This window comes from Paenibacillus sp. SAF-068 (assembly GCF_051967555.1).
In the GTDB taxonomy this organism is placed as follows: Bacteria; Bacillota; Bacilli; order Paenibacillales; family Paenibacillaceae; genus Paenibacillus.
In genome coordinates this window covers 213,402-235,607 of sequence record NZ_JBQCJX010000001.1, presented here as the reverse complement: position 1 = coordinate 235,607, position 22,206 = coordinate 213,402, and the positions used below count along the sequence as shown (strand labels likewise).

Sequence of the window (22,206 nt, the reverse complement as noted above, 5' to 3'; positions counted from 1 at the left end):
ATGAATTTCAATACACCTTCACGATCACGAGGTAAACGTTCGTTAGTCGTCAGCATCACGCTGCTCTGCATCGCCATTGCCGTTATTGTAATCAGCCTGAACACGGGAACCATTCGTCTCTCCCCAGCGGCTGTGCTACAGACTTTGCTTGGTAATGGCAGTTCGGATGATCAGATTGTACTGTTTGATTACCGACTGCCTCGCATCTTGGTCACTGTGCTGGCCGGAGCAGGACTTGGTATTGCCGGAGCAGCTTTGCAAGGAATCACTCGCAATCCGCTGGCGGACCCGGGCATTCTGGGCTTACATGCAGGGGCAGCGTTTGGACTCATGGTGTTTGTTAGCCTGTCCTTTACAATGGATGGCTCTGTAGCCTTATTCATTCCGTTGTTTGCTTTTGCAGGCAGTATTGCCGCCGCCCTGATCATCATGCTGTTATCTTATGATCGCCATAACGGCGTATCACCCATGAAGCTGATTCTGGTGGGAATCGCTGTAGCGGCCGGGTTCCATGCGTTGACCCTCTACTTATCCCTGCGTTTGGATGAAGATACCTATTCCTTTGCCGCAAGATGGTTGGCAGGTAGCGTCTGGGGCCGGGATTGGATTCATGTGCAAGCGTTGCTTCCCTGGGTGGTGCTATGTATCTCGTACATTTGGAGTCGATCCAAAACGCTTGATGCCTTCAATCTTGGAGATGCTGCCGCCACTAGTATCGGGACACCTGTTCGATCCCAGCGTGTTATTTTGCTGCTCTGTGCTGTGGCTTTGTCTGCCGTCAGTGTATCGATGGCTGGGGGGATTGGCTTTATCGGTCTGGCGGCACCACATCTGGCGCGCAGACTTGTTGGTCCGATGCATCGGCATCTGATCCCTGCTGCCGGGCTCATTGGTATGGTTATTCTGGTGAGCGCCGACACGATTGGGCGAACCATCTTCCAGCCTAACGCCATTCCGGCAGGTGTAGTGGTTGCCGCGATTGGTGCACCTTACTTTTTGTACCTGTTAGTACGAAGCAAGTGATCTTTTTTTTCAAAAAACAAAACAATAAAGACATCCAAGAGATGTTCAAGGAGAATGTGACTACCCATGTTAAAGAAAAACCTGATGCTTGTCATGAGTATCTGTCTGGTGCTTGTACTCGCAGCCTGTGGAACGGCCAACAATTCATCATCTGCTTCAGGCGGTTCATCCACGAATACTTCAACCGAAAATCAGGACAACAGTGCAAGTTCGGGAGAGCCACGTATTGCCTCCATGTCGATCCACTTGACCAATGATCTGCTGTCTCTCGGTATTACGCCGGTGGGTTCCGTTATTGGCGGTGAAGCCAAAGGTTTCCTGTCCCATGTTGCGGATCGTCTTCAAAATACAACGCCACTTGGTCCGGTTAAAGACCCGGATATGGAAGCTTTGCTTGCCCTGAAACCCGATGTAATCTATCTGGACGAAGAATTCTCTGGTGATGATATTGCCAAATTCGAGAAAATTGCTCCGGTGCATGTCTTCAACCTGGATGACGGTACATGGCGTGATCATCTGAAAGACATTGGCAAACTCGTGAATCGCGAGAAGGAAGCCGAGCAGTACATTCAGGACTACGCGACCGAAACAGAAGAAGTGAAATCTCTGATTCATGATACGATTGGTGATGGTACCGTTATGGCAATTCGTGTTACTGCCAAAGAGTTGCGTGTGTTCAGTACACGCCGTCCCATGGGTCCCATTTTGTATGAGGATCTCGATCTGACTCCTGCCAAAGGGATCACAGATATTGATTCAACCAAACCGTACCAGGTCGTCTCCCGTGAAATATTGCCGGACTATGATGCAGATGCGATCTTTGTGGTTGTGAATTCGGATGATGAAGCGAAAGAAATGTTCAAGGAGCTGGAAAACAATCCAATCTGGCAAGGTCTGAAAGCTGTCAAAGCCGGTCATGTCTACCCGATTGGGGCACAACCTTGGCTCGATTACTCATCAATTGGCAATAAAATGGCCATGGATGAAGCGAAAAAAATATTCTCCAAAAAATAATCAAAAAAACCTCACTTTGAAATCGGAACAGCGTTCGTATGAATCATACTGACGCTATATTCCTCTCAAAGCTGAGGTTTTTTTGCTTTGTCCCTGTCAGCAAGCTGCAATCTATCCTTTTCCACCAAGCATGCTCACACTGTACAGACAATAATCTCAACATCCGTATCGGCAAAGGTTGCCTGGATAATTGGGCTGACCTTCTCCCATTTCAGTCTGTCCAACCCGCACCCTATTCGGGGCATCGCCAATTTCGTAATCCCTTCCATTGCACATACATTCCGCATGGATTCTACCGCATTCGTCAACGATTGGTACGTCGGCTTATTGGAGAACTTTGCCTTGGTGACCAGATTCAGCGTCCGTCCCACCGGATAACATCGTCCAATCTCAAGCGGCTCTTGTTTGGCCTGTTCTTGAAGATTTTCCAAACCGAATCGCTCCCGGAACTGTACCGCAATGCCCTTGCCCATCCTTGCATCGGCTGATATGCAGTGCGCAAGCGAATAATCATCTCCGAGATCAAATAAATCCTGTTGTCTCTCATAAAACTGCATGCCATCTCTCTCCTTTCTCCTGCTTCCTTCTTCAAGCTACATCCTTTGTTCTACTTAATTAACCCTCTGCCAAAATACGTTGAAATGCCTTTAATGTTCTCTGACCTGCTGATTGATCATATACGGCAAATACAATGCGTTCAAAGGAGTCCCTAAATGCCTCTCCCACTAACACATCATGAAAATACTTCGCCACCACTGCCGGTTCATTGCGAAATACACCGCAACCGTAAGCGCCCAGAACAATCGTGCGGTGACCATTCGCAGCAGCCACGTCCAGAATATAACGGATGCGCTCCTTCATCACCGACTCAATCTGCAGATCATCCGCTTCTCCACGCTCTTTCACCACACCCGCATTCACCGCCGGAGCAGTAATGAATGATGATACATAATATTTGTCCAGCAGCCTGTCTTCATCATCACGGATCACCGGAACATCCGGTGAATAGATCATATAATTCGAATATAGACCCGATCGCTGTTTGCGATTGTAATCGTACATTTCATCCATTTGTGCGATGCACGGATACAGCCCCGTGGCTCGGGCCAGACTCTCTTCCTGTGCCTGGCTTCCGCCAAGGAAGCCGCCGCCCGGATTTTTCGCCGATGCAAAGTTTAGACAAACCACATCTTCTCTTCCTTCATCTACCGTCAAACGTAAAGCAGCTCCAAGTGTAGTCTCGCCAGTAACTTCAATGCGACCCGACGCACCTTCAATTCGAGCGGATGGGGCCGCGGGTTGAATTCCAACGTGAGCTTTTATACGAAGCTTTTCTCTGAGCGCGGACAATTCTGCTGGACGGTATAACACCGAATTTCGGATGGCTTGCTGCACATCGGTACCTATCCCAACCTTGCGATCATATCCATTGACGTATTGCCCTTCATCCAAAATAACCAACGTCTGCTGTGCGATATTAGCCCGCTTGGAACGTGAATTGGAGCCACCATTACCCGTTGATCTATCGAGTTTATTGTTGTTGCTATAACGCCCGTTGCTATTCTTGTTATTGCTGCTATTGTTCTTATCCTGTTGTTGATCACTCATCTGAATCACTTCCTATATCTTCTCTTAGACGGGTCAGAATCTCACCCAGCCAGTTGGTTCCCCGCCATGTTCTTCGATTGCGAATGCGCGGGTCTTCCTCCGCCAGTCCCACACCCCAGATGCGATCATCCGGGCTTGCTTCCACAAGGGTCGTTCCACGAGTGGCACGCAGCGCGGTTAGCAGTTCTTCGTTCTGTGTAAATTTGGCCCAATTCCCCTCGTAAACAATGCGCTGGCACTCAGCTTCCCATAACGTCTGGTCGAAACCTGCGACCTGTCTGCCCAGCTTTTTTTGTACCGAAGCAGAGCTTGCCTTCAGAATCTTGTCTGCGATGGTCTGATCGCCAAACAGCAGTGCTTTCTGGTGCATCATGTATTGCTCTGCACTCGTGTAGTGAACCCCGTTCACGGTAAATTCCGCGGGGTGCCACTGTGAGAACGGAGATGCAGTCCGCCAGAAAAACGTAAACTTTTCCATCCATATCCCCCCTTTACTTGATCCTCATGTATGCAATCATCCCGCAAACGTCTCGAATGACTTCAAATGGATGACTTCATTCGATTTCAGTGATGCATACCGTCTTCTATATGTTTTGCCTCTCTGGATTCAATCTGTATAAACGTGATGGTCGATGACCGGCACTGCTCGCATACTCTCCTGTCTCAATGACCCAATCGGCGATTTTTCGCCGGAAAGCGGCAGCCAGCAGTTTTTTGCCACTGATGATCTCATGTACTTTCTGAAGTGCAGTCAGTGTGAAGGTCTCCGGCATCAGATTGAATGCAATATCCGTGTATTCGATCTTGGAACGCAGACGTTCAAGCGCATAATGAATGATTTTGGCATGATCAAATGCAATCCCCCGAACCTCACCCAACGTCATACGATGGCTCCGTACTTTTCCTTCTATCGTTTCTCTCGTCTCAATAATTGCCGACAACTCTTCTGTTCCATTGGTCAAAATTAACTGCAATCTGCGTTCTGTCACACGTCCACGCGCATGAATATGGCGCTTCTCTTCCAGAAGACGCTGCTCTACCCGAAACCAACTGGCCTCACTGGCATCATCGCCAGCCTGAAGCTCCAGCTCACTGCTGTCGACCAGCGCCATATAGGAACAGCTGATAACCCGTGTACGCGGATCTCGTTCCACATCTCCCCAGGTGTACAGTTGCTCCAGATAAATATCATCAAGCCCCGTCTCTGTCAACAATTCCCGCCGAGCAGCATCTTCCAAGGATTCCTGCATGGAGACAAATCCGCCCGGTAACGCCCACTGTCCCAGATAGGGATGGCCGCCACGCCGAATCAGCAGCAACTGGAGTTCGGGTTCCGCAAGCTTGCGATAATTCTCCTGAGCTTCACTGCGAATTGTAAATACCAACATGTCCACGGTGACGGAAGGACGTTCGTAATCACCAGCATCATAGCTGTCCAAAAACTGTTTTTCACTTATATGTGCCTGATCCTGATGCTCCCGGTAATCAGGAGCTTTTCCTCCAGACGAACCTTCGTAAGTCATACTATTCAAACCCCATTCTGTTATTAACATAATGTTATTAACAATTAGATAATATCAATTTATCATATCATTTTATCTCAGGTCAATATTTCCAGTCCAAAATAAATGATCTGTATTCACTTGACGGTATGTCAAATCAAACTTAAAATTTAGTTAGTCGACTAACTAAATGATGTGCTCAAAAATCTAAAAAGATACGAACGGAGCGGATGATATGAACCCAGTCCAAAACGATCGGTTAATGGGACAGTTGTCCGAGCTCGTGAAACTGAAACGTTACAAGGTTCATGAGAAACTTGTGAATCACCCCGAGTTATACCCGGGGCAGCCCCCTTTGTTGTTCCAGCTTGAACGGGAGGATGGCCAATCCCAGAAAAATCTGGCCGAACAACTTCAGCGCAGTCCCGCCACGGTAACCGTCATGCTCAAGCGCATGGAATCATCCGGTTATGTGAGACGCGAAGCAGACCCGAAGGATCTGCGCAGTCTGCGGGTATACCTGACGGATCAGGGGCGCTCTGCTCTACAAGAATTGAGACAAGTGATTCAGGAGTTGGAACAGCAAGCCCAGAAAGATTTTACACCGGAAGAATCCCGGATCATGTCTCTACTTGCACAGCGTATGCTCCAAAACCTGCGTGAAGCTTGAGGTAATACAAACGTGATTGAAGTAGCTAAAGGTATGATGAAATTGATTCCACTTATGCAATAAAGATTGAGGTGATTTCCGATTGTGGACGTTAAAACGATTCTTGATCCCGTATAAGTCGGCGGCGATCCTCGCTCCGCTGCTCATGGTACTTGAGGTTGCCATGGACCTGCTCCAGCCCAAGCTGATGTCCAGCATCGTGGATGATGGTGTGCTTGCAGGGAACCTGCCCCATATTGTGACTACAGGTCTGATCATGCTGCTTGTTGCGTTAATCGGCTGGGTTGGCGGCGCAGGCTGCACACTCTATTCAAGCAAAGCTGCCGTGGGATACGGCACGGATCTGCGTCAGGAACTGTTTGATCATATTCAGACCTTCTCCTTCCGTAATCTGGATACGTTTCAGGAAGGATCTCTGATCACTCGTCTGACCAGTGATATTACCCAGATGCAGACCTTTGTACAGATGCTGCTGCGGATGTTCATCCGTTCGCCGATGCTGATCATCGGTAGTATCATCATGGCATTTACGATTAGTGTGAAGCTGGCTTTGATTCTTATTGCCACTGTGCCCGTACTGTTTATTATCTTATTTATTCTGATAAAAGCTTCCTATCCGCTGTTCGCCAGTGTTCAGAGCAAACTTGATCAGGTCAACGCCGTGCTCCAGGAGAATCTTGCCGGCATCCGTGTCGTTAAGGCGTTTGCACGTGCACGTCTGGAGAAAAAGCGGTTCAAGCAATCCAACGAAGACTACACCTCAACCGCCGTCAAAGCCTGGCGTATTGTCACGCTGAATGCACCCGTGCTCAGCTTGATGCTGAACGCTACCATTGTAGCGGTGCTGTGGTTCGGAGGCTTTCAGGTAGTTGGAGGCGATATTGCTGCCGGAGATCTGATTGCTTTTATCAACTATGTCACGGTTGTACTCTCATCCCTCACGTCGATCGGCATGATGATGATGAGCTTCTCTCGCGCCAAGGTGTCTGCTGCCCGGCTCAATGAGGTGTTACATACACAGCCAGATATTCAATCGGGAACCGATAACTCCGGGAAAGTACAGTCACTGTCTTCTATCCGTGATCAGAACTCATACCGATCGTCTCCCCTTCCCTCGCACACAGGCGGTCAAGTGGAGTTCAGAGACGTATCCTTCCGTTATGACGGAGAACTTGCACTTACCGGCATTAATCTGATGGCTCGCCCAGGTGAGAAAGTGGCCCTGATCGGTTCAACAGGTTCAGGCAAAACCTCGCTGGTGCAGCTAATTCCCCGTCTATATGATGCTTCGCAAGGTGAGGTGCTCGTGAATGGAGTGAACGTTCGTCACTGGGATCTTCAGGATCTTCGCAGCCGTGTGTCCATTGTGCTCCAGGAATCCATTCTGTTCAGCGGCAGCATCCGGGATAACATATGCTTCGGCCGGCCCGGTGCAACGGATGCTGAATTGCGTGCCGCGGCACAAGCTGCGGCAGCAGATGATTTTATTATGAAATTGAAAGACGGGTATGACACGGAACTGGGTCAGCGCGGGGTCAATCTGTCCGGTGGGCAGAAACAACGTATATCCATTGCACGCGCCCTGCTTATGCAACCGGAAGTGCTGATTCTGGATGATAGCACCAGTGCTGTGGATCTGCGCACGGAAGCAAGTATTCAGAAGGCATTGCAATCCTTGATGAAAGACAGCACGACCTTTTTGATTGCACAGCGGATTTCCTCCGTGAGGGATGCAGACTGTATATATGTCATTGATGAAGGACAGATCGTTGCCAGGGGCACACATGATGATCTTATGGCTCATTCATCCCACTACCAAGCCATCTATTATTCGCAGCAACGGAAGGAGGATGTTCAATTTGGCTAAACCTGCCTCTTCCTCCATGCAACAAACGGTCGTGCCTCCCATCGGAAGACCCGGACCAGCGGGCAGAGGACCTGTTCCCAAAGTCAGAGCCAAGAATGCTCGCCACGCCCTGATTAGGGTGTGGTCATACATGGGACGTCATCGCAAAGGCGTCATTGCTGCATTAGTGCTGACTGCTCTCGGAACACTGCTCAATCTGGCAGGACCTTATCTTCTGGGACGTGCCGTTAACGAACATATCGTGCCCAAAGTAACAGCGGGTTTGCTGAAGGAATGTCTCCTCTTGCTGAGTGTTTATGTCCTTGGCTCACTCCTGATGTGGGCTCAATCCTATGTCATGATTGGTGTGTCCCAACTGACCGTTAAGGATCTGCGACATGCGTTGTTCTCCCGACTACAAGAGTTGCCTGTCCAGTTTTTTGATAAAAATCAAAGCGGGGATCTGATGAGCCGGGCCACCAATGATATTGATAACGTATCTACAACGCTGAATCAAAGCGTAACCCAATTGATGTCCAGTGCCATTCTGCTCGTTGGCTCCTTGTCGATCATGTTTGCACTCGATGTTCGGCTTACACTGCTCAGTCTGATAACGGTACCCTTAATAACCATTGCCACTCGCCTAATCGCTTCAAGAACTCGCAAACACTTCACGGCCCAGCAGAAGTTACTTGGTGAGCTCAATGGTTATGCGCAGGAGACCATTGCTGGACAAAAAGTTGTAGCGGCTTATAACCGTCAGGATCAGGCACATCAACATTTCAAGAACCTGAACGAGAAACTGCGCACCTCCAGCACACAGGCCCAGACTGTTTCGGGTTTGGTTGGCCCTACGATGAACGTGATGAACAACATCGGGTTTGCCATACTGGCTTCTGTCGGTGGATGGATGGCTTATCATGATCTGACATCCATCGGATTGATCGTCAGTTTTCTCGCATACTCCCGTCAGATTGAGCGGCCGCTGAGCGACCTGGCCAATCAGTACAATCTGATTCAGGCTGCTATTGCAGGTGCTGAACGTGTGTTTCACATCATGGACACCCCTGGTGAATATGTGGAGGAACAGAAGAAACAACTGGATCAGATTCAAGGTAAGGTTGTATTTGAAGACGTCTCCTTCGGGTACAGTGCAGAGCGAGACATTCTGAAGAAGGTCAGCTTTACTGCCAAACCTGGCGAGATGATTGCACTTGTTGGACCGACTGGCGCAGGTAAAACGACCATAATCAACCTGTTACCCCGTTTCTACGAGATTACAGGCGGACGGATCACCATCGATGGATGTGACATCTCGGAACTGGAGAAGGATCAACTCCGTCGGCAACTCGGCATTGTACTTCAGGATGCCTACCTGTTCTCGGGTACCATTCGTGACAATCTCGCCTATGGCAAGCCGGACGCAAACGATGAACAGATCAGGCAAGCAGCTATGCTTGCGAATGCACACTCGTTCATCTGCAAACTGTCGCAGGGCTACGATACCCCCATCATTTCCGGGGGAAGCAATCTGAGTCAGGGACAACGACAGCTGCTGACCATTGCCCGGGCAATTCTGGCGGATCCAGCCATACTTATTCTGGATGAGGCAACGAGCAGCATCGATACGCGTACAGAGATGCAAATCCAGGAAGCGATGCGTACGTTAATGAAAGACCGTACCAGCTTTGTCATCGCCCACAGACTGAGCACGATTCGTGAAGCCGATCAGATTCTCGTCATTGATGATGGACAGATCGCTGAACGGGGAAGCCATGATGAGTTGATGCAGCAAGAAGGATTCTACTATCAGTTACATCAGGGACAGCTTAATACATCGAACTAAAGATTTAATCGAAATACGAAACGCCGCATGGGTTCTTCAGGCCCCATGCGGCGTTTCGTTTTTTTTCATGACTTCGTCTGCTACTGTCCCTAAATTGGTTATACGCGTTACGTCTCCATTGGCAAATGAAGCGTGAAGGTAGAACCAACGCCCATTTCGCTATGGACGGTAATTTTACCATTGTGGTCCTGAATAATTTTCTGGCAGAGTGCAAGTCCCAGTCCTGTACCTTCTTCTTTGGTTGTATAAAAGGGATTAAAGATTGTGGATAGGGAATTTTCCGGAATACCGCTTCCTGTATCTGTAATGGAGATGAGTACTGCCTCTCCTTCCTGCACCAAGTCCATATGAACCTCACCGGGGTCTGTCATCGCTTCAAAAGCGTTACGAATCAGGTTGATCAATACCTGTACAATCTTATCCCGATCCATGTTGATCACGACTGGCTCATTAGACATTTCAAGCGTAATTCGATGCCCGCGGGATGCCGCATCCGACTCGGTCAAAGACATCACCCGCTCAAGGCAGTGGCCCAATTGTTCCGGCTTCATATGATTGGCATGTGGTTTGGAAAACTGTAAAAATTCAGCCGTCAGATCGGTCACTCTCGTCACCTCACCCATAATCACTTCATACCATGGCGCGATATTAAATGCCTGTCCACGTGACAGCTGCAAGAATCCCCGAATTGCCGTAAGCGGGTTCCGAATTTCGTGAGCCATACCTGCCGCCAGTTCACCCACGGCCCTTAATCTTTCGGAACGAAAGACTTCTTCTTCATTTTTCAGCCATTTGCTGCGCTGTTGTTGAAGCAGTCTATCCTCGGCTACCGTCATAAAGTGTTGCAACGAATCCGACATCTCCGGGTACAGAGAGATGCTGTAGCTTACCTGGAGTCCTTGAAGCTGAACGGATAGCAATGACGACATTCGCTCTTCAACATCTTTGATCTCCGGCAAAACGACTGCAAATCGGTCTCCTGCATATCGGGATATGCCATAGGCTTCGGTGAAATGGTTGCTAATCATCTGGCCTGTACCTGTGATCACTGTACACCAGGGATCTTCTGAATCCTTTTTAAAGCCGCTAAAGTTGTTGACATTCAAAAGGACAAGCAGGAAAGAGCGACGCTCTTCCACGGTCTTATGCAACACCTCCATGTAACCTTCGTAATTCAACAGTCCAGTAAGCGGATCATGCAGGGTCAGGAACCGATTCTTTTCCCGAAGCCTTCGCTTCTCGACCTCACTGTTAATCAAGGTGTGATATAAAAAAATGATAACAACCGAGGTTAACAGGTCAAATAACGAGACGAGCAAAGTATATGTATCTACAGGTACATACGAAAGCCGAATTACCGTATATTGCAGCATAAGCAGCAACGAAATCGGCAAGGTCTGCGACAACCGCTGTTTGTCCTGGATCATTGAGATAATGAGCATATAATACAGCATGTTGCACCAGTTCAGTTGACTGTAATAATGGAATATTCCGAGAAAAATCCACTGAAACTTCCGCAGCACAGGATATCGTCTCTCCCCATAAATACTTGCTACCAATAATGTCGCTGAAAGCGACATTATTGCCATATGAGGGGTAAGCTTTAAAACATAAGAGGACAGAATGACAAGCAGACAGCCCAGCGGGAATATCACCATTTTCATCGTGTAACTTAGCAAACAGCCTCGCCCCCTTTGACATAAAACTCACATCAAACAACTTATGTACATGTATTATATCGATTATGATTAGCTGATGTTGTCGATTAGTGGAGGCTCGTCAAATTCGCATGGATGTATAAATTATGAAGACAATAGGACATATGATGTAATTGTAATCCGACAAAAGTGAAACAATTCCAAACAATTCCTCTACACATAGTCTAAATGTGTTATAATCCATTAATGGATTAATTTAGGTTAAAACCTTGGTTATGGAGGATGTTATATGACAACACAGCGAAAACCACTTGGCTTCGGAACGCTATCTCTGTTCGTACTGACGATGGGATTTGCTTTTAACTTTCCATGGGGCAAAGCCGATTTTATGATCAGTCATTACCTTTTTAATTTAATAAACATGCCTATTTATAGTAACGGAACTGAGGGACTTCACATTCCTTTTGTAGTAGCGGCCCTTTTCTGGATTCCAACCTTCCTGATCGCGAAAAAAAATCGTGCGCATTTCGGTACAAGTGTTGCCCGTAATGTGGCCGCATTTATGCTGGTATTTTGTATTATTGGCCCTATAATTACTGTTGTAGATTGGTTTGTAAATGCATAACGCTTAAAGCCAGCCCTCTATTATCCCGAGAGCTGGCTTTTTTTCTACTTTTTCCATATAAGATGAATTGAATTTTTACACCATAACGTAGAGTGCAGAACCAATCTGAAGAAGCGGAGCGTTCGCATTTATCACCGGATTTTCCCCTATTAATATAGGGAATCAAGAAAATCAGGGGATAAGGGCGATCGGAAGATGGTACTGCACTCGGAGTACAACGGTGTAACCTTTTCACGTTCATCCCATATCCTTCTTATTTTTTCGCCATATACTTACGGATATCAAAAGCCACCGCAGCAACGATGATCAATCCTTTGATAATCAACTGCCAGTATGGACTTACACCGATAAATGTCAGACCATAGTTAATGACCCCGAAGATCAGAACCCCGGCCATAACACCCGGCACCGTTCCTATCCCACCCGCCGTTGATACACCACCGACCACACACGCGGCTATGGCATCCAGCTCATACATGTTACCGTAATTGTTCGTTGCCCCACCTGTCCGTGCTGCTTCAAGCACACCACCCAGACCATACAACGCACCCGCAATGGCATACAGGGCAACCAGATTTCGTGCTACATGAATCCCGGATACATGTGCTGCCTGAATGTTGCCACCGATGGCATACATGTTTTTGCCAAGCCGGGTTTTGTTAAAGATCACCCAGCAGATTAACGCCACCGCAATGGCAATCAGAACGATATATGGAATGGAGTACCCCCCACCCAGATCAATGTATCCAGAACCAATGACGGTGAAATCGGGTCTCAATCCTCCAATGGGCTGTGACTGGTTGGGTTCCGTATCAAAATAAATGGAGTTCAGTCCATACACGGCAACCATCGTACCCAGCGTTGCGATAAAAGGGGGCACATGTAACTTGGCGATAATAAGGCCATTCACCAAGCCCACGAACAGGCCAACCGTGATTCCAACCAGAATCGGCAATAACACAGGCAATTGTGGCAGATCGGGGAAGAAACGGTTCGCATACTCGTCTATCTGAAGCATTGATGCGGATACGACAGCTGTCAGCCCCACAACCCGACCAGCGGAGAGATCGACCCCTCCTGTAACCAGGATGAAGGCTGCACCGAGTGCTATAATGGCCCTTGTGGAGGACTGCTGTAATATATCCCGTAGGGTGGAAAAAGCAAGAAAGTTCGGATCGGCGATGGCAATGCCAATAATAAGCAGAATCAGAACGATAAAGATGGCGCGCTGTGTTACATATTGCTTCACATGATTAATCATCTGTGGGTTCATCGGTTTCCCTCCTGTCTAAGCCATCCGCTGCTGTGCGGCCAGCCTCATAATATCCTGCTCTGTTGCCTCAGCTCCGTCCACGATTCCGGTGAGACGCCCTTCGCTCATCACCATAATGCGGTCCGACATTCCCAGAAGCTCAGGCATCTCTGAACTAATCATGATAATGCTTTTGCCCTGACGAGCCAGTTCCGTAATGATGGTGTATATCTCGAACTTGGCCCCTACATCGATTCCACGTGTCGGTTCATCCAGCAGCAGAATCTCCGGATCGGTCAGCAACCAGCGGGCCAGCAGAACCTTCTGTTGATTCCCACCCGAAAGGTTCCGAATCAGCGTGTTAACCGAAGGCGTTTTGGTTCTGAATTTCTGTGTCTGCTCCCGGGCTTCCTCGCGGCCTTTTTTCTCATTCAACAAACCTATGCGATTTTTGTAACGACCAAGACTTGCAATGATTGTGTTCTCATACACCGAAAGCACGGGGAATATCCCTGTAACCCGTCGTTCTTCGGTGAGCAATGCAATATTGTAACGCTTTGCGGCAGCGGGAGAATGAATCTTTACTTTGCGTCCGTGGATTGAAATCTGACCTGAAGCGAGACCTCGCAGCCCGAACAAGGACTCCATCAATTCTGTCCGCTGTGCGCCAACCAGGCCGCCAATGCCGAGCACCTCACCTTTTCGCAGCTCAAAGGATACATCACGAAACGAGTTGGACTGATTCGATGTCAGGCCCTCCGCCTTCAAGATGACTTCACCGGGTACGTTCGTCCGTTCCGGGAATCGTTCGTCCATGTCACGACCCACCATGCGTGTGATGATCAGATCTGTTGTCAAATCCGCAGCATCCCAAGTCCCAACTACGAAGCCATCACGCATGATCGTGACCTCATCCGAGATCGTCAGGATCTCCTCCATCTTGTGTGAAATGTAGATAATGGACACACCGCGACTACGCAGTTCATTAATAATGGCGAAGAGCTGATCCACTTCCTTGCCTGTCAGGGAAGAAGTTGGCTCATCCATGACGATAACTTTGGACTGAAATGAGACTGCCTTCGCGATTTCCATCGATTGAATCTTGGACACGGACAGTGTCCCGGCCTGGGCTTTTGGATCAATATCCAGACTCAGGTCCTTGAACAGAGCCAGTGTATCGGTATACATCCGTTTTTCGTCCACCAGTATTCCCTTCATCGGAAAACGTCCCAGCCAGATATTCTCCATTACCGGACGATGCGGGACCGGGTTCAGCTCCTGATGAATCATGGATATGCCTTGCTGAAGTGCAGCCTTGGAATTCGGAATATCTACAGCCTTTCCGTCAATGTGGATCGTTCCTTCATCTGGTCGATACATGCCAAACAGACATTTCATAAGTGTGGATTTGCCTGCTCCATTCTCTCCCATTAAGGCGTGAACCGTTCCCGGCTTCACCTTCAAGGTGACCTGACTTAGTGCCTGCACACCCGGAAATGCTTTGGAAACTCCATTCATCTCCAGCAGGTAAGATGACTCCATCTTGGTTCCTCCCTTCCATATGACTGGCAAAAAGGGACGCTACCCGAATGTCGGACGTCCCTGTCTCGTGCTGTTATTGGGCGTCGGCAATGTTGTCTTTTGTGATCTTTTTGTATGCGATCCAGACGTATTTCCCATCTGTAATGTCGTATTTGGTATTTTCCTTCGTTGGTGTCTCACCTTTGGCAAGTACGGAAGCCAATGCCACCGTGGCTGCGCCCTGATTCTTGGCATCATTAAGCACCGTGCCCAGCATCGTGCCATCCTGTAGAGCCTGAATGGCTGGAGCTGTTGCATCCACACCTACAACCGGCATCGATTTGCCATCCTTGAAGTATCCGGCTGCTTTCAATGCCTCAATCGCACCCAAGGCCATGTCATCATTGTTCGCAAGAACGGCTTCAATTTTGTCGCCGTGGGATGCCAGGAAAGCTTGCATTTTCTCCTGACCCTTCACGCGGTCCCACATCGCCGTGTCTTCCGCCAGTGCTTCCACTTCGATACCGGCATCCTGGATCGCCTGAACCGAATATTTGGTCCGAAGCTCTGCATCCTGGTGACCCGGTTCCCCTTTCAGCATGACGTATTGCAGTTTGCCATCGCCGTTTTTGTCTGCTTCCGGATGTGCTTTCCAGTAATCCACAATCAGCTGCCCGGAGATCGTACCGGACTCCTCCGCTTTTGCTCCGACGTAGTACACCTTATCCCACTTGTTCATATCTTCAGCCACGGGCTCACGATTAAGAAATACCACTGGAATGTTCGCTGCCTTGGCCTTGTCAATGATGACACCCGCCGCCGTCCGGTCTACCGGGTTCACAGCCATTGCATTGTATTTCTTGGATACAAACAGATCGACTTTCTCATTCTGGGTTGGCTGTGCATTCTGGCTATCCACGATATCCAGGGTTGCAACACCTTCCGCTGCTGCGGTCATCGCATTACGTACACCCGTCATGAATGTATCATCGAATTTGTAGATGGCAACACCAATCTTGGGCGTTTCCGTCCCGGCTGCTGTCTGGCCACCTCCTGCATCTGTTCCCGTACTTCCCCCTGCGCTATCTCCGCCGCTGCTACACCCCGCCGCCACAACCATACATGCCGTAATCAAAAGTGTCATCCATGTTTTCTTCATATCCTAATGACCTCCCCCAAGTTCATTCGGCTTTACCGATATCTTTATTATGAAAGGGTTTACATTAAATTCGAATACAATATCTTCACCTGTTTTATCGAAATCTTCCTCAAGTTAAGAAAATGGATTAATTTCTTCATTCAGCAATCATTCCGGCACTCGTTCATTGTACAAAAGGAAACAGCAACTTCTGGTTATCCATCCAAAACATATTGTCGGTGCTAACCAGCTTCGTCTCAAGTAGCACTCTCGCCTGCACCTGTTGATTGTTCAACCGCGCAACGGCTTGATTCAATCCCAGATAACCTGCACTGTATCCATTTTGGACAATGAGATGATCAAAGACCCCTTCCTGCAATTGCTCCAGTTGCTGTTGTTCACTGCCGAATCCAACGATTCTCACCTTGTCCGCAGCGTTGCGTCGATTCAATTCATCCGCTGCTCCCAGTGAAGCCGGTTCCTGAAGCGCAATGAAGCCGTCCACGTCCACCTCAGGCTGATCCAGCAGTTGCTTCGCAGTCTGCCAGCACCCATCCCGTGTATTACATATCGATTTGGGTTCCACTTGGATGTCAGGATACTGTTCCAGGACTTCCATAACCCCCTGCTCTCTTTGAACCAGACCGGAATTAACGGGGTCTGGGCCCAATAAGGCGATATGCCCTTTCCCTTTCAGAAGCTCAACCATGGCTTGACCCGCCTGTCTCCCCGCCTCCATGTTATCCATGGAGATAATACTGGTGATGCCTTTCACAGGAAATTCATCGTTAAGCACAATGACTGGAACGACTGGCCCATCGGAATGCGTTGTCTGCGCCTTCTGAATGATATCGCTAAGTGCCTTCTCACTCAGTGGATCGACCAATAGAGCAGATGCTCCCTGCCTCAGAGCCAATGCCGCGGCATCCACCTGTGCCTGCTCCCGGGCACTGCGAGACATCGTTGGGCGGTCCGTATTGACAGGCTTAACCTGCATTTGACTACCCACTGAATCCGGAATGGCAGGCGTGTACACACGACCATCGGAAGGATATGCTTCCACGGTCATCAGCTCCGCCCCACTCTCTTTGGCAGCCGCTTCGGCACCGAGCCGGATGGCTTCCGCAAGTTCGCCCGTGCCAGCTGGGGTGACCAGCGCAATACGTGGAGATACTGCCGTAACATCGGTGTTCGATATGCCACATGCACTGCATAATAGCAGAAGGCAGCTTGCGGCTGTCTGGGTGACTACCCAACGTTTCATACGCATGTTCAATCCTTCAACGCTATGGGCATCGCTTCTATTGATCTTGTTGTCCATCATCAGGCCCGCTCTCCTTCTGCTGCGATTGAATGGGAATCCGAACCCAGACCGTGGTGCCTTCTTCCAGCTCACTTGCAAATTCAAGTCCATAACCCTCCCCATAATAGAGCCGAATTCGGTCGTGGACGTTGCGTACGGCTACGCCGGAGCCTGCACCGCTTTTGACCACAGGACGACCACTTAGTAATCCCGACATCTGTTCTTCCGTCATGCCGACCCCATTATCTGTAATGCGAAACACCAGCTTGTTGTCCTCACAATAAACATCGACCTCAATACTTCCTTCGTCCATGTGGTACTCGATGCCATGAACAATGGCGTTCTCAATCAGGGGTTGAAGCACCAGCTTTAAGGTCAGGCATTCCAGAAGCGTATCATCTGCATGGATGTTAAAATTGAATTTGCGCTTGAATCTCATCTGCTGGATCGTCAAATAATGCTGTGCATGCTCCAGCTCTTCCCTGATCGTTATGATCGTTTTACCTTGACTGAGACTGATGCGGAACAGGCGCGAAAGAGACGTGATCATCGTGATCACTTCTTCATTGCGGCTCATGCCTACCATGCGCACCACGGAATTCAGTGTGTTGTATAGAAAATGCGGATTGATCTGGGCCTGCAGGGCTTCAAGCTCCAGACGCCGCTTCTGTTCCTGTTCATGGATGATCTCATCCATCAAGGTGCGAATTTTGTTGACCATCAGGTTGAAGCGACGGGATAATCGTTCCACCTCCAAGGGTCCTTCAATAGGCAACTCCACGTTGAAATCCCCGCGCTCCACGGCCTTCATCTTACGCTCCATTCGCCGGATTGGACGAGTCAGACTGGAGGAAAGAAACAACGATACGAGAATGACCAGTATCAGCACAACCACCAATACACGAATCAGATATCCGTTCACTTCCTGAAGCGTTGTCATAATCTCATCCAAATAGGCCACACCGACAATTTTCCACCCAATATTGGCAACGGACTTCACGGTATTCAGCCTTTTCTGTTCATCTGCCTCATCTTCGTAACTGCCGGAAGCCACCAAAGCCTGTTCGATATTTTCGCTTTTGAGTCCCATATACATCAATTGCTGCTGCGGATGGTACACGATATTGCCCGCACTCTCATCAATGATGTAGACGTATCCCCGTTGCCCCAGACTGACCCGGCGGCTCAATTCATCCATCTGTTTGAAATTGATATCGACCAGCAGGATAACCTGTCGATCCTGACCATTTTGACGTATCGTTATGCCTTTGCTCATGGAAACGACCCATTTATATGGGCCTGTGTACATGTTCTGAATATGAGGTAACGAGAAACTCAGGTGATCCGGCACACGAAGCGCAGACTGAAACCACCCTTGCTGTGTCACATGGGCACTCGGTTTTAATTCGGCTGTGGGTCGGTTCTTGAGCAATTGACCCGTGGAATCGAGCAGGGTAATCGAGATGATATCTTCACGACTGCTGAGCAGTGTGTCGAGCTGTTTATCCACCTGTTCCCCTTCCCATGTGCCGTCACGCAGCATATGTTCCTCAATGGCACGGTACAGATGAGACATGCTACGGACGTAGTCCTCCAGGTTATAACTGACCTGATCCACAATCTGTCTCGTTGTCAGTTCGGCACTTCGCTCGGCAGCCTGGGTGAACTTGTCATGCAGAAGCATCGCCATGATGGTCAGCACCAGAACAATGAAGATGGAGAAGGACCACGTAATAATAAACCGAATACTGCTGACTCTGGACGAACGCAGCCTGGAGCGAAATTGAAGTCCCATGGAGTTCAACCACTTGGACAAGAACTTCATCGGATTGAACCTTCATTTGCTGCCTGGGAAGCCTGTTTACGATATTCTTTGGGCGAGACGCCAATATGTTTTTTGAAACAAAAACTGAAGTAGTTCGGTTCAGCAAAACCAACCTGCTCCGCAATCTGGAAGGACTTCAGCTCTGTCGAGCGAAGGAGTTCACGGGCTGCCTCCATCCGGATCTGCATCAGGTATTGCAGGAAGGTAAGCTGCACTTCTTTTTTGAAAATGCCACAAAAATAACCGGAGCTGATATGCAAATGTCCGCACACCTTCTGAATGGACAGGTCAGGGTCGGCATAATGCTCTTTGGTGAAAACCAACGCCTGCTCGACAATATCCTTGTATACATGCTGGCGACCACTGGCAATGCGATGTTGTACGAGTAGACAGACCTCCCGTACCTTCTTCTGTGCCTCAGTAAGACCCGGCAATCGAAACAGGTCCGCATACAATTGGAACCCTGCACCAAAAATGTCTTCCATCGCTTCTCCTGATGCCTGCGCTGCCTTCCATACGGTTGTTAACACTTCAATGAGATAGAGCTGAATATCACTACGCCCATGTTCCACTGTAATTTCCCGGAAAATGAGTGCAAGTGCCTCCTCCAGCTCCATTTGTGTACCCGCCTTCAGACAACGTGTCAGCGTCTGCTGCTTCAACTCGTCGAACCGCAGCTTGCCCGCCGTCTGTCGCTCCACATCCGCGATGTATATGATTGAATCCGTCCCGGGCACAAGCCGATAATCCAAGGCCAATAGGGCATCTTCATAGGCCTGATTCACATCTGCAAGTGTACCTACAATCTGACCAGATCCCACCGTAGCCGGGATACGCAAGTAGTGGTTGATGCTGCGCATCACATTTTCCAAGGCCTTCTGTTGCCTCTTCGCTCCATCTGTACCGCCCGAGCGATCCACATAGAGCAGGACAATCGTCTCCTGATGCATAAAGGCATGACCAGCCCCATGCTCTGACCAGACTTCTGCCGCAATGTTAAGTGCAGCAAACCGTTTCAGTTCAGCATCCTCCGATTGACGCAAGGAACCTCCCGGAACAAATATCTCAGACTGATTCGCTTCCCCAGATGTTGTTTGGTTATGTCGCTGTGGAGGCTCATTGATTGCTTCCTCAGGTTTCTCCTTCTGTGCATCTCCCTCCATGTGCAGTGTCAATACGGACACCCCATAGCGTTCTCCTGTCAGATCCAATCCGCATTGATTGGCTTTGCTATGAATATAAGTTGCGGGTTTCTGCCGATGGAGCAGGGTCGCCATCAGATCTGCCTGTAATAAAGGCAAACTCGTATGATAGTGTTTACGGAGTTGCTGTACATCTTCACGTTCGGCCACTTCAGCTGCCATCTGGGCGCGCAATCTGGTGAGCAGTTCAGTAAGATGCGCTGCCGAGAACGGCTTCAGCAGATATTCATCCACACTTAACGAGATGGCCTGTCTCGCATAATCAAATTCATCATATCCAGTCAAAATGACCACCTTCACAAGTGGATTACGCTTCCTCAATCTTTGCGCGAGTTCCAGACCGTTCATGAATGGCATGCTGATATCGGTCACCACAATATCCGGCTCTACCCGCTCCGCCATCTCCAATGCTTCCCGTCCATTCTCAGCCAAACCGACAATCCGCAGATCGAGCGCTTCCCAATCGACCTCTACAACGAGCCCTTCACGTACATCTTCTTCATCATCCACCAGCAGTACCCGGTACACGCTCAGATTCCTCCTTTTATGACAGGCCTAATGCCCTAACAACTAATATATATGTGACATTGTCAATCATTTGATTTCGATTGCTTAGCGTACTTATGTCAAAATGCAAAGGGGTCATGCTGGACAGTTCCAAGGTTGCCATCATAATATACAATATTATCAGGGATATGTAATCGCTTTCTTTATTGGAGGTAAGGCAACCCTGTCGGGCAGTGCCTAAGTGAAATGAGAAGGATAGTATATGAATGCTTCGGGTAGGTTAAAGTAATACAAATACGGAAAATTGCGAAGTGCTCTTAATAGGAGGTATTTTGATACTAACTATAATTCCAATCCTTCATTCTTGATTCATTGATGATTCGTATTTAATGCTTTGACATAAATCATTGTCGTATCTGGATTGGTGTGTCCCATCATCTCCGCCAAACGGTGCAGTGGTGTATGCTCTGCCATGGCATAGCCAAAACGATGACGCAGGTCGTGTGAGCTCAGGCCCTCCAGCTCTGCTGCAATCATTACTTTTTTAATCAGGTGGCGCAGTGCCCTCTCCGTTAAACGATCGTTTGTTTTCTCAGAGGGAAAAAGGTACGCACTTTCGGTATCAAAATTAGATAAGTACTGATTCAACATTAGAATACACTGCATATTCAAAGGGATCTTACGCTGTACATTGCGTTTATCGGCTCTCACTGTCAGGTGACCACTTCGTCTACCAAGTTCGATATCATGAGGCATGAGATTGCATACCTCCATCGTTCGCAAGCCGGTGTGAAACATAAGGGTCAGGATCGTCTGATCACGAAGCGAGTTACCGAACTCCACTGCCGCAAGGAATGCCTGCTCTTCTTCGGATGTCATTCGGCGCGGACTGACTTTGTCTTCCGGAATGAACTTTAATGCTTTGGAAGGGTCATGACTGATTCTGGATTCCAGAACAGCCCATTTGAAAAAACGCTTCAGCGTAATCAATCTCCGGTTGATGGTGGCTGGCTTCAATCGCATAACCTTGTGTGAATCTTCGCGATAATGAACTAAAGTGGATGTATCGATGTCTTCGATTCGCAATGCAAACTTTTCCCCGAGCAGTCTTCTTTCCTTGTACCATTCGATAAAATGCTTCAGATCACTTGCATATTCCTTCACGGTTTTGGGATGCAATTCATCCTCATTGGCAAGCATATGAAGGAATTCTTCTATTGTCGGTTCCCGCTGCACCGAAATCCCTGATGACTGATTCATTAGAAAATACCTCCAAATCTTGACTTATATTAGCGGACATGGTATTATCATATTAATCGATACATTAGCGGACATCAAGTCTGTGGTTTAAATGCACCAGGTGAGTGTCAATTTTTAAATTATACTCGTCATAATGATCGGCTAAAAACTTATTTTTTGGAGGAATCACATGCAAACAGGTACAGTGAAATGGTTCAACGCGGATAAAGGATTCGGCTTTATCGAAACTGAAGAAGGAACAGACGTATTCGTTCATTTCAGTGCAATTCAAGGTGAAGGTTACAAATCTTTGGACGAAGGTCAACGCGTTCAATTTGAAGTAACTCAAGGTAACCGTGGACCACAAGCTGAGAACGTTACTAAACTTTAATTATATGAGAGCTGCCTTATTACTAAGGCAGCTTTT

The 22,206-nt window shown here is 48.5% G+C and carries 19 protein-coding genes; 7 read left to right on the top strand and 12 right to left on the bottom strand.

The genetic code is table 11. From position 1 onward, the window contains the following. Positions 1–1,023 carry a FecCD family ABC transporter permease gene (locus tag ACTHPG_RS00960; protein WP_440387208.1) on the top strand — a complete coding sequence of 341 codons (1,023 nt, stop codon included), beginning with the start codon at positions 1–3 and terminating at the stop codon, positions 1,021–1,023. Between the two features lie 66 nt (positions 1,024–1,089). Further along, positions 1,090–2,037, top strand: coding sequence for an iron-hydroxamate ABC transporter substrate-binding protein (locus tag ACTHPG_RS00955; protein WP_440387207.1), 948 nt, complete (start codon positions 1,090–1,092; stop codon positions 2,035–2,037). 134 nt (positions 2,038–2,171) lie between these two features. Here the strand turns inward: ACTHPG_RS00955 and ACTHPG_RS00950 are convergent, their stop codons facing one another. From ACTHPG_RS00950 to ACTHPG_RS00935, 4 genes are all read right to left on the bottom strand, one after another. Continuing rightward, positions 2,172–2,594 carry a macro domain-containing protein gene (locus tag ACTHPG_RS00950; RefSeq protein WP_440387206.1) on the bottom strand — a complete coding sequence of 141 codons (423 nt, stop codon included), beginning with the start codon at positions 2,592–2,594 and terminating at the stop codon, positions 2,172–2,174. 58 nt (positions 2,595–2,652) lie between these two features. Continuing rightward, positions 2,653–3,645 carry a TIGR02452 family protein gene (locus ACTHPG_RS00945; RefSeq protein WP_440387205.1) on the bottom strand — a complete coding sequence of 331 codons (993 nt, stop codon included), beginning with the start codon at positions 3,643–3,645 and terminating at the stop codon, positions 2,653–2,655. After that, a complete protein-coding gene (locus tag ACTHPG_RS00940; RefSeq protein WP_440387204.1) occupies positions 3,638–4,123 on the bottom strand; it encodes an NADAR family protein in 486 nt (161 codons plus the stop codon). The genes ACTHPG_RS00945 and ACTHPG_RS00940 overlap by 8 nt, the downstream gene beginning before the upstream one ends. 106 nt (positions 4,124–4,229) lie before the next feature. Beyond that, positions 4,230–5,168 carry an NUDIX hydrolase gene (locus tag ACTHPG_RS00935; protein ID WP_440387202.1) on the bottom strand — a complete coding sequence of 313 codons (939 nt, stop codon included), beginning with the start codon at positions 5,166–5,168 and terminating at the stop codon, positions 4,230–4,232. Positions 5,169–5,382: 214 nt separating this feature from the next. Between ACTHPG_RS00935 and ACTHPG_RS00930 the strand changes: the two genes are divergently transcribed. From ACTHPG_RS00930 to ACTHPG_RS00920, 3 genes are all read left to right on the top strand, one after another. Beyond that, positions 5,383–5,817 carry a MarR family winged helix-turn-helix transcriptional regulator gene (locus tag ACTHPG_RS00930; protein WP_440387201.1) on the top strand — a complete coding sequence of 145 codons (435 nt, stop codon included), beginning with the start codon at positions 5,383–5,385 and terminating at the stop codon, positions 5,815–5,817. Between the two features lie 82 nt (positions 5,818–5,899). Then, the gene (locus tag ACTHPG_RS00925) at positions 5,900–7,684 is read left to right on the top strand and encodes an ABC transporter ATP-binding protein (RefSeq protein WP_440387200.1); all 1,785 of its coding nucleotides are present in this window, start codon (positions 5,900–5,902) and stop codon (positions 7,682–7,684) included. Next, entirely contained in the window at positions 7,677–9,509 is a 1,833-nt protein-coding gene (locus ACTHPG_RS00920) for an ABC transporter ATP-binding protein (protein WP_440387198.1), read from the top strand. Before ACTHPG_RS00925 ends, ACTHPG_RS00920 begins: the two co-directional genes overlap by 8 nt. Positions 9,510–9,616: 107 nt before the next feature. On the opposite strand, the gene ACTHPG_RS00915 is transcribed toward ACTHPG_RS00920, so the two are convergent. Next, the gene (locus ACTHPG_RS00915) at positions 9,617–11,188 is read right to left on the bottom strand and encodes an ATP-binding protein (RefSeq protein WP_440387197.1); all 1,572 of its coding nucleotides are present in this window, start codon (positions 11,186–11,188) and stop codon (positions 9,617–9,619) included. Between the two features lie 268 nt (positions 11,189–11,456). On the opposite strand from ACTHPG_RS00915, the gene ACTHPG_RS00910 reads away from it, so the two are divergent. Further along, the gene (locus ACTHPG_RS00910) at positions 11,457–11,792 is read left to right on the top strand and encodes a hypothetical protein (protein WP_440387196.1); all 336 of its coding nucleotides are present in this window, start codon (positions 11,457–11,459) and stop codon (positions 11,790–11,792) included. 253 nt (positions 11,793–12,045) lie between these two features. On the opposite strand, the gene mglC is transcribed toward ACTHPG_RS00910, so the two are convergent. The 7 genes from mglC to ACTHPG_RS00875 all read right to left on the bottom strand — a co-directional run bounded on the left by mglC (position 12,046) and on the right by ACTHPG_RS00875 (position 21,800). Next, positions 12,046–13,065: a galactose/methyl galactoside ABC transporter permease MglC gene (mglC, locus tag ACTHPG_RS00905; protein ID WP_440387195.1), complete on the bottom strand. Its 1,020-nt coding sequence runs from the start codon at positions 13,063–13,065 to the stop codon at positions 12,046–12,048. Between the two features lie 15 nt (positions 13,066–13,080). After that, on the bottom strand, positions 13,081–14,586 hold the full coding sequence (locus ACTHPG_RS00900) for a sugar ABC transporter ATP-binding protein (protein WP_440387194.1): 1,506 nt from the start codon (positions 14,584–14,586) through the stop codon (positions 13,081–13,083). 73 nt (positions 14,587–14,659) lie between these two features. Beyond that, positions 14,660–15,724 carry a galactose ABC transporter substrate-binding protein gene (locus ACTHPG_RS00895; protein WP_440387192.1) on the bottom strand — a complete coding sequence of 355 codons (1,065 nt, stop codon included), beginning with the start codon at positions 15,722–15,724 and terminating at the stop codon, positions 14,660–14,662. A 163-nt stretch (positions 15,725–15,887) separates the two neighbouring features. Next, positions 15,888–17,027 carry a substrate-binding domain-containing protein gene (locus ACTHPG_RS00890; protein WP_440387191.1) on the bottom strand — a complete coding sequence of 380 codons (1,140 nt, stop codon included), beginning with the start codon at positions 17,025–17,027 and terminating at the stop codon, positions 15,888–15,890. After that, positions 17,005–18,801: a histidine kinase gene (locus ACTHPG_RS00885; protein ID WP_440387189.1), complete on the bottom strand. Its 1,797-nt coding sequence runs from the start codon at positions 18,799–18,801 to the stop codon at positions 17,005–17,007. Before ACTHPG_RS00885 ends, ACTHPG_RS00890 begins: the two co-directional genes overlap by 23 nt. 26 nt (positions 18,802–18,827) lie before the next feature. After that, positions 18,828–20,561 (bottom strand): response regulator transcription factor, encoded by a 1,734-nt coding sequence (locus ACTHPG_RS00880; RefSeq protein ID WP_440387187.1) that lies wholly within the window; start codon positions 20,559–20,561, stop codon positions 18,828–18,830. A 348-nt stretch (positions 20,562–20,909) separates the two neighbouring features. Then, positions 20,910–21,800: a tyrosine-type recombinase/integrase gene (locus ACTHPG_RS00875; protein ID WP_440387186.1), complete on the bottom strand. Its 891-nt coding sequence runs from the start codon at positions 21,798–21,800 to the stop codon at positions 20,910–20,912. Between the two features lie 169 nt (positions 21,801–21,969). On the opposite strand from ACTHPG_RS00875, the gene ACTHPG_RS00870 reads away from it, so the two are divergent. Next, a complete protein-coding gene (locus ACTHPG_RS00870; protein WP_017690333.1) occupies positions 21,970–22,170 on the top strand; it encodes a cold-shock protein in 201 nt (66 codons plus the stop codon). Positions 22,171–22,206 lie beyond the last annotated feature (36 nt).